The following is an 8,131-nucleotide window of genomic DNA, read 5'->3' on the forward strand; positions in this document are numbered from 1 at the left end:
TCATCAGCATCTCAGATTCGAGCCTCCGAGGCTCTGGCAGTCATGGGGTCTAAGTGAATTGGTATCGATCGATTATCGAGACCTCGACTTACGGCGACCGCACGGTCTTCTAGCTCAGGGCGGATGCCCCGATCACTGCCCCAATCGCCAGGACAACCGGCGTGGCGAGCTTGCTTTTCCAGCGGTACATGATGGCCAGCGCGATGGCGAAGATGAGCGCGCTCGCGATTGGGCTTGAGGTGCGTGCGGCCGTGGTCCGGGCGAGGTCCGTGACCGTCACCACGATAACGCCAACGACCCCGGCCGCGACGCCCGCCAAGAAGAGTTGCAGCCGCTTGTGCTCTACCACCGCTTCCAACCGGTCGTAGAGTAGGAGCGAGAAGGCGAACGCGGGGAGGAACATGCCGGCCGTCATCGCGAGCGCCCCGGCGAGGCCGCCGCTGATCCAGCCGGCGAAGGTCGCAAAGATTACGAGTGGGGCTGGCAGGATGCCGGCCAACCCTAAGCCGTCGAGGAACTGCGCGTCCGTCATCCAGCCCCGGCCCACCGTGTCGTTCCGGATGAACGGAATGGCGGTATAGGCCCCGCCGAACGTCAGCAGCCCGCCTTTCAGCCCGGTCCAAAAGAGCGCGGCGACCGTGGGCGCCGGTTCCCGAGCGACCGCCACGCTGGCATTCCCGAGGCTTCCTGCCCAGGTCAGGGCCGCCAAGCCAACGGCGATCGCGACGACGACCGCAGGGAGCGCGTAGCGCCCGGTCGATGCGAGCGCATAGGCAGCGCCTGCGGCTGGCAGCACGATCCAGAAACTGACACCGGCGAGCGAGGCGATCGCTGCGGCGATAGCCGCAGCCCAGAGCCATGGGTCAAGCAGGATGTGCTCGCCGATCCTATGCACCGCGCGGACGATTACCGCGATCACCGCCGCCTGGACGCCGAGGAGCGCCGCTCCGAGTAGCGTTCCTTGGATCGGCAGCCGAGTGTAGAGCCATGCCAGCGCGAGCATGAGGACCAAGCCCGGCAGCATGAAGCCGAGCCCGGCGAGCAAGCCGCCCAGCCGCCCCTTGGCCCGGACGCCGAGATGCACGCACAATTCATGCGCCTCCGGCCCGGGCAACACCTGCATGACGGCCAAGAGCTTGTTGAACCGGTCGCTCCCGATCCAGCGTTCCTCGTCGACCAGCTCGCGCCGGATCATCGCGATCTGCGCAACAGGACCGCCGAACGCCATCATGCCGAAGCGTAGGAATCGGACAAATAGCGCGGGATAGCTCAGGTCGGGCGGGCGGGTGTCATCGCCGACCGCGCTTGTCGGAACGGGTTGTTCGATGCTCGCCATGATCAACTCCCATCTGTTCAGCGCCGCTTGGCGAAGTGCGCGTAGAAGCCGTCGAGCGCGCCCGATCCTTGCGCGATGCGCTCAATGTCGTCGTCCGTGCCAGCGCAGATGCCGTTGATGAGCGCGCCGATGCCCGCCGTCTCCGGACGACCGAACTTGCCATCGGCGATGTCGAGATCATGGACGATCTCGGCGAGCGCGCGGAGCGCCTGGTCGCCATCGAGCCCGGTGCGGGACACCAGCGTCTCGAAGGTGCAGCGGTCGCCTTCATGCGTAAACTCCGCGTCCGCCATGTCGAATCGCAGCTCGCTCGGCTGGGGGGTGTATTCCTTGCCGTCCACGAATTTGAAGCTGGCATCCACGTCGATATACCGCCGGATCAGCCAAGCAGACGCGATGCGGTCGACATGGACGTGTCGGCGCGTGACCCAGGTGCGGCTTTTCAACTCCGCGGGCATCAGCTCCGGCGCACCCGCCCCGCTCACGTCGGGATGTTCATGGTCGCGGCGGTCCGCATCTGCGAGGGCCGCCAACGCTACTTGCTGACCATGCGCGCCGAAGAAGTCGATGGCGGCAATCTCGTCCAGGCGCTTGCGCAAGCGCCGAGTGTCGGTCGCGTCGCCGGCGTCGCTCAGCGAGCGCGCCTCGCGCGTAAGCTCGTCATAGTCGGCGTCGCGGGCCGCATCGAACACGGCGCGAAGCTCTGCGTCCGTCATTCCATCCACGAGCCGCGCTTCCAGGATCAGCGCCTCGCCGCCGCCTGCGATGATTTCCGTTCTCAGCTCCTCAAACAGCGCGCGCGTGTCGTCGCGCGAAGGAAGCGCGTGGACGGCGTTCTTGAGCGCGGCGGCACCGATCGCCTGCAAGCGCCGCCACACCCGGACACGCAGGTAGGCGGGCTTAGCCGGGAGTTGGGGGATCAGCAGCAGCCAGTCGTGCGGCGTAGATGGAGAAGCATCAGCCATGCAGCGCCTGTATCATGAGGCGGATACAACCGTACACTTGTATCGTTTGAGGGTGGCGAGTTAAAGCTTGGGGCGAGGAGACTTTGATGCAAACCGTCCAATCAAGTGCTTCTGCCATCCTGGCGGGTCTCGCGCTCGCGACCGCCTCGCCCACTCTGGCGCAACCACGTTACGAGACGGTGGCGCAGTTTCACCAGATGTGCGCCGACGAGCAGAAGAAAAAGGTGAACGGTCGTTGCGAGGCGTACCTCGCCGGCGCGGCCGAGACGCTTTCCGCGTTCGGCAACGGCGGCAGCGAGGCCGGCATTTGCGGGCGGGGTGTCAGGGCCGGTGAGTTGAGCCGCATCTTTCTGGCATGGGCGGCCGACAACCGGCAAATGGCGAACATGCCCCGGCTTGCGGGTGTGACGATAGCGTTGCGCCAGCATTTTCCATGCCGGCCGACCAGTTGAGATCGAGGAGAGAAGTTTTGCGCCACCTAATGCTCCCCCTGGCGGTCGCGGTCGCCGTGACCTTTGCCGCGCCGGCGTCGGCCGCCCCCGACTGGGCCGCGGTCGACCGCGCGCTCGGCCGCGTCGGGACCGAACAGGCGGGCGGCGTCCGTCGCTACGGCTTTCCACGATCGGACCTTAACGTGACGCTTGACGGCGTTGCCGTGAAGCCCGCCTTGGCGCTGGGCTCCTGGGCGGCGTTCCAGCCGATGGGTGATCAGGTGATGGTCATGGGCGACCTGGTTCTCACTCATGCGGAAGTGAACCCGGTGATGAGCCGACTGTTGGCGAGCGGGTTCACGATCACGGCGCTCCACAACCACCTGCTCCGTTCCGCGCCGGCGACGATGTATATGCACATCGGCGGCCATGGCGACCCGGTGAAGCTCGCGACCGCGCTTCGCGAAGCGCTCGCCGCCAGCCGAACCCCTCTCGCGGCCCCGTCCAGGGACTCGCAGCCACCTTCGGCCGGCGCGGGCTCGTCATCACCGATCGCGCTCGACACCGCGGCGCTCGACCAGGTGATGGGGATCAAGGGCAAGCCGAACGGCGGTGTATATCAGTTCAGCTTTCCGCGCGCCGAGAAGCTGACCGACGGCGGGATGCCCGCGCCCGCCTCGATGGGGACGGCGACCGCGATCAACTTCCAGCCGACCGGCTCCGGGCGGGCGGCGATCACGGGTGATTTTGTGCTGACCGCGGCCGAGGTCGACCCGGTGCTCAAGGCGTTGCGCACCAACGGGATCGAGGTGACCGCGCTCCACAATCACATGCTTGATGACCAGCCGCGGCTGTTCTTTATGCACTTCTGGGCGATCGATGACGCGGCGAAGCTTGCGCGCGGACTCCGGGCGGCGCTGGACAAGACCAACGTCGCACGGCCCGGCGCGAGTTGAGCACATGCATGAACAAGAACGAAAATCAGGAGGTGGACCAATGCGAAAGTCAGTCGGCGCGGCTCTGACCGCGATCACGGTGGCGTGTCTTGCTGCGCCGTTGTCGGCGTCCCTCGCGCAGGCCGGGATCAGCACGAACCCTGCTCCTGTCGAAACCAGGGATTATCTCGGTGCCATGCACGCGCTGAGTAGGTACGAGGTCGATGCGAGCCGGCTCGTGCTGACCAGATCCCAATCCCAAGCTTCACGCTTGTTTGCGCAAACGATGGTCGACCATCACACCCGTATGATGGCGGAGCACGCCAGCGTACTGAGCATGCCCGCCGCCACCGATTCCGGAAGCGCGCTGGTCGGGCCTCTGTCTCAGATGCTGGACACGCTAGAGAACACGCCCCGCGCCGAATTCGACGCGGCGTACAAGCGGGGACAGATCGCGGCGCACGAGGAAGCGTTGAAGGTCCATAACGCCTACGCGACGAAGGGTAGTAACGCGGCGGTGCGGGAGAAGGCTAAAGCGGGCGGGCTCGTGACCCGGAAGCACCTCGATAAAGCGCGGAAGCTGCCCGGAGCCTGAAACAGTTTCGGCCGGCACGCGAGCGCAACTATCCAGTTGGTGAGTCGCTCCGATCGAGAATGATCATATGACCGTCAGGCAGTTGTACGTAGCGATCTTTGCTCGAGCAGCTTCTCACCATCGGAGCGGATCTGACCATCGGGCGTGACATGCCGGTAGAGCGTCTGACGCGTGACGCCGAGCTCGACGCACAGCTCACCCACCTTAGTTTCCGGTTTCCCCATCGCGGCCTGGGCGAGCCGCAATTTGGCGGGCGTCATCTTGAACGGTCGCCCGCCATGTCTGCCGCGGGCGCGTGCCGAGGCAAGGCCCGCTTTGGTGCGTTCGACGATCAGTTCGCGCTCGAATTCGGCGAGTCCGGCGAAGATCGCGAAGATCAGCCGACCATTGGCGGTGGTGGTGTCGATCGACGCGCCTTCCCCCGCCAGCACTTTCAGGCCAACGCCGCGCTTGGTTAGATCGCCGACCGTATTGACTAGGTGGCGCAGGTCGCGCCCGAGCCGGTCGAGTTTCCAGATGACGAGCGTATCGCCTGAGCGGAGCGCCTTGAGCGCGCCCGCTAAACCGGGGCGATCGTCGCGCCGCCCCGAGGCCGTATCCTCGTAGATGTGGTCGGGATCGACCCCGGCGCCGATCAGCGCGTCGCGCTGCAGATCGTGGACCTGGCTGCCGTCCGTTTTCGAGACCCGTGCATAGCCGATGAGCGTTGTCACATATTCGTCCGTCTGCGTGACAAAACCGGAATGCTCGCCACGATCCCGCTACTTTGTCACTTAACCCGTGTTCCTGTCTATGCTCCACCAACAGCCTGAGTAGAAGAATATGTGACAATTGCGGGGAACCGGTGCGATGTCGACCAAGACGATCCTTTCGCCCGGGCAGCGTGCCGCGATCTTCGACCCGCCGACCGATCGGGAAACGATCGATCGGCTCTACACGCTTGGGCCGGATGACCTCGTCCAAGTGTGTCGCCGTCGACGCGGTGCCAACCGGATCGGCTACGCGGTCCAGCTCTGCTATCTTCGCCATCCCGGGCGAGCGCTCGCGCCAGGTGAGGCACCGCCCGCCATTATGCTTGCGACCTTGTGCGAGCAGCTGGGTGGCGAGCCTGCCGCCTTCCTTGGCTACGCCGATCGCGGACCGACCCTGCGCGAGCACCGCGCCGAGATCGAGACGCTGCTCGTGCTACGCGCGTTCGAACGTGCCGACATGCGCGCCATGCTGACGCTCGGCATTGAGGTCGCGACATCGACCGATCGCGGCGAGCCGATCGTCGCGGCGATGGTTGAACGACTGCGGCTGACCCGCGTGGTGGTCCCCGCGGCATCGTCGCTGGAACGGGTTGCCCTGATCGCGCGCACTCAGGCACGCCGATCCGCGTTCGCAGGCCTGATCCGCGACTGCTCGGACGACCAAGAAGCAGGGCTCGATGAACTGATCGACGCTGGCGAACACGGCCGGACGGGCCTGGGCTGGATCCGGGACTGGTCGGAGGCACCCTCAGCGTCCAACCTGAAAGCGCTGGTCGAGCGCCTCGATCGAGTTCGCTCTCTCGGGATCGAACCCGACCGAGCCCGCCGCATTCACGGCGCACGTTATGCCGTGATCGCGCGCGTCGCGAGCATTGTGACAGCGCAGCACCTTCGCCGCCTGGAGCGTCGCCGGCGACTGGCCACGCTGATCGCGTTCGCAATCGAAATGGAGGCGGCGCTAACTGACGCCGCTCTGGTCATGGTCGAGAAGCTGGTCGGCTCGTTGTTTCGGCGGGCGGACCGGATGCGCTCCGAACGACTGCTTGGGGCCGCCCGGCTGCTCAAAGACACCGCTCGCGTCCACGCGCGGCTCGGTCGCCTGCTGATGGAAACGCGCGCGAGCGGCCGCGACCCGCTGCGCGCGATCACCGACGGCATCGGATGGGAGCAGCTCGAACGCAGCGTTCGCGATGCCGAGGAGCTGACCCGACCCACCGACGACGGTCTGGACGAGGTGGTCGAGCGCTACCCCGCGGTCCGCAAGTTCGCACCTACCTTCCTGGCTGCGTTCTCGTTCCACGCCGCTCGTTCCGGCGACCCGCTGCTCAGCGCGATCGAGGTGCTGCGGCGCATGTACCAGGACGGCCGCTCGGTCCTGCCCAAGCGCGTCCCGACCACCTTTCTTCGCCCGCGCTGGCGCAAGGTGGTGTTCGCGGCCGGGGGTGGCATCGACCGGCGTGCCTATGAGATTGCCGTTGTCGTTCATCTGCGCGAGCGGTTGGCGTCGGGTGGCATCTGGGTCGATGGCAGTCGCGCCTATCGCACCCTCGACGATTATCTTCTGCCTCAGCCCGCGTTCGCCGCGATGCGCGCCGAAGGACGGCTTAGACTCGCGGTGGCCTCCGGGTTCCGGGACTGGCACGTCGAACGGCGCGATCTGCTTACCCGGCGCATGACCGAGGTCGAGCAGGCCGCGGCTGCCGGTGAACTGGTTGACGTCGCCATCACGGGCGGGGAGCTGACCATCTCACCGCTGCGCCGTTCGGTTCCCGATGAGGCTGAAGCGTTGAAAGCTCGCCTCTATGCGATGCTGCCGCGCGTGCGCGTCACGGATCTTCTGGTCGAAGTCGCTGCGTGGTCGGGCTTCGCGGACCAGTTCGTTCATGCGCGCAGCGGCGAGCCGGCGTCCGACCAGTCGGCGCTGATGGGCACAATCCTCGCCGACGCGACCAACCTGGGGCTGGGCCGGATGGCCGAAAGTTCGCGCGGATTGACGCTCGCCCGGCTGCGCTGGACAGCCGAATGGCACGTCCGCGACGAGACGTACCTGTCGGCCCTCGCCGCGATGGTCGACACGCATACCGCGCACCCGCTCGGGGCGGTGTGGGGACCGGGCGATACGTCGTCGTCCGACGGGCAGTTCTTCCGGGCGGGAGGTCGCGGTGAGGCGCGGGCCGATCACAACGCCCGCTACGGCTCGGAGCCGGGGGTGCTGTTCTACACCCACGTCTCCGACCGGTTCACACCGTTCCATACCAAGGTGATCGCCGCAAACGCGGGCGAAGCCGCGCACGTCATCGATGGGCTGCTCGACCATGAAAGCGAACTCGTCATCCGCGAGCACGCGACCGACACCGCGGGAGCAGTCGACCATGTGTTTGGGCTCTGCCACCTGCTTGGATTCCGGTTCGCGCCGCGCATCCGCGATCTGAACGAGCGGCGACTATACAGCCTGTCACCGCTCGAGAGCTGGCCGACGCTTCAGCCTCTGGTAGCCGGGCCGGTCAATGTCCGCGCGATCGAGGAGAACTGGGACGAGACGCTGCGCCTCGCCGCCTCGATCCGGGCGGGCACGGTGAGCGCGTCCGCAATGCTCCGCAAGCTGGCGGGCTACCCTCGCCAGAACCCGATCGCCCGGGCGCTTCGCGAGGTCGGCCGCGTCGAGCGCACGCTGTTCATGCTCGACTGGTTCGACGATCCCGAGCAGCGGCGCCGAACCGGCAGCATCCTCAACAAGGGCGAGGCCAGGAACGCGCTTGCCCGCGCGATCTTCTTCAACCGCCTTGGCGAGCTGCGCGACCGGACGTTCGAGAACCAGCGGCACCGAGCCTCGGGGCTGACGCTGGTCACCGCGGCGGTGACGCTGTGGAACACGGTGTACCTCGACCGCGCCGTCCGGCATCTTCGGTCGACCGGCGTCGACGTGCCGGATGAACTGCTCGCCCACGTGGCTCCGCTCGGGTGGGAGCACATCGGGCTGACCGGCGACTATCTTTGGAGCGAACTCGACCGCCCGCGCGAGCGGTTCAGGCCGCTCCGGCTCACCGCAACTGACCGACGGGCTTAGACCCCATGACTGCCAGAGCCTCGGAGGCTCGAATCTGAGATGCTGATGAT

The 8,131-nt window shown here is 66.5% G+C and carries 7 protein-coding genes; 4 read left to right on the plus strand and 3 right to left on the minus strand.

What is annotated here, in order from left to right; genetic code table 11:
- Positions 1–109 precede the first annotated feature (109 nt).
- Both chrA and AADI75_RS15625 read right to left on the minus strand, forming a co-directional pair.
- Positions 110–1,336 carry a chromate efflux transporter gene (chrA, locus tag AADI75_RS15620; RefSeq protein WP_042491066.1) on the minus strand — a complete coding sequence of 409 codons (1,227 nt, stop codon included), beginning with the start codon at positions 1,334–1,336 and terminating at the stop codon, positions 110–112.
- A gap of 17 nt (positions 1,337–1,353) precedes the next feature.
- Positions 1,354–2,301, minus strand: a complete 948-nt coding sequence (locus AADI75_RS15625; protein ID WP_245613536.1) for a chromate resistance protein ChrB domain-containing protein — start codon at positions 2,299–2,301, stop codon at positions 1,354–1,356.
- Between the two features lie 86 nt (positions 2,302–2,387).
- On the opposite strand from AADI75_RS15625, the gene AADI75_RS15630 reads away from it, so the two are divergent.
- The 3 genes from AADI75_RS15630 to AADI75_RS15640 are packed head-to-tail and all read left to right on the plus strand — an operon-like array spanning position 2,388 to position 4,262.
- Positions 2,388–2,753 carry a Rap1a/Tai family immunity protein gene (locus AADI75_RS15630; RefSeq protein WP_042491069.1) on the plus strand — a complete coding sequence of 122 codons (366 nt, stop codon included), beginning with the start codon at positions 2,388–2,390 and terminating at the stop codon, positions 2,751–2,753.
- Positions 2,754–2,782: 29 nt separating this feature from the next.
- Positions 2,783–3,688, plus strand: a complete 906-nt coding sequence (locus tag AADI75_RS15635; RefSeq protein WP_042491071.1) for a DUF1259 domain-containing protein — start codon at positions 2,783–2,785, stop codon at positions 3,686–3,688.
- 40 nt (positions 3,689–3,728) lie between these two features.
- Positions 3,729–4,262 (plus strand): DUF4142 domain-containing protein, encoded by a 534-nt coding sequence (locus tag AADI75_RS15640; protein ID WP_052811626.1) that lies wholly within the window; start codon positions 3,729–3,731, stop codon positions 4,260–4,262.
- A gap of 74 nt (positions 4,263–4,336) precedes the next feature.
- Here the strand turns inward: AADI75_RS15640 and AADI75_RS15645 are convergent, their stop codons facing one another.
- On the minus strand, positions 4,337–4,975 hold the full coding sequence (locus tag AADI75_RS15645) for a recombinase family protein (RefSeq protein WP_037527897.1): 639 nt from the start codon (positions 4,973–4,975) through the stop codon (positions 4,337–4,339).
- A gap of 136 nt (positions 4,976–5,111) precedes the next feature.
- Here AADI75_RS15645 and AADI75_RS15650 point away from each other — a divergent pair, with 136 nt between their 5' ends.
- Entirely contained in the window at positions 5,112–8,081 is a 2,970-nt protein-coding gene (locus tag AADI75_RS15650; protein ID WP_093068233.1) for a Tn3 family transposase, read from the plus strand.
- Positions 8,082–8,131 lie beyond the last annotated feature (50 nt).

Source organism: uncultured Sphingomonas sp. (assembly GCF_964021865.1).
Classification (GTDB): domain Bacteria; phylum Pseudomonadota; class Alphaproteobacteria; order Sphingomonadales; family Sphingomonadaceae; genus Sphingomonas.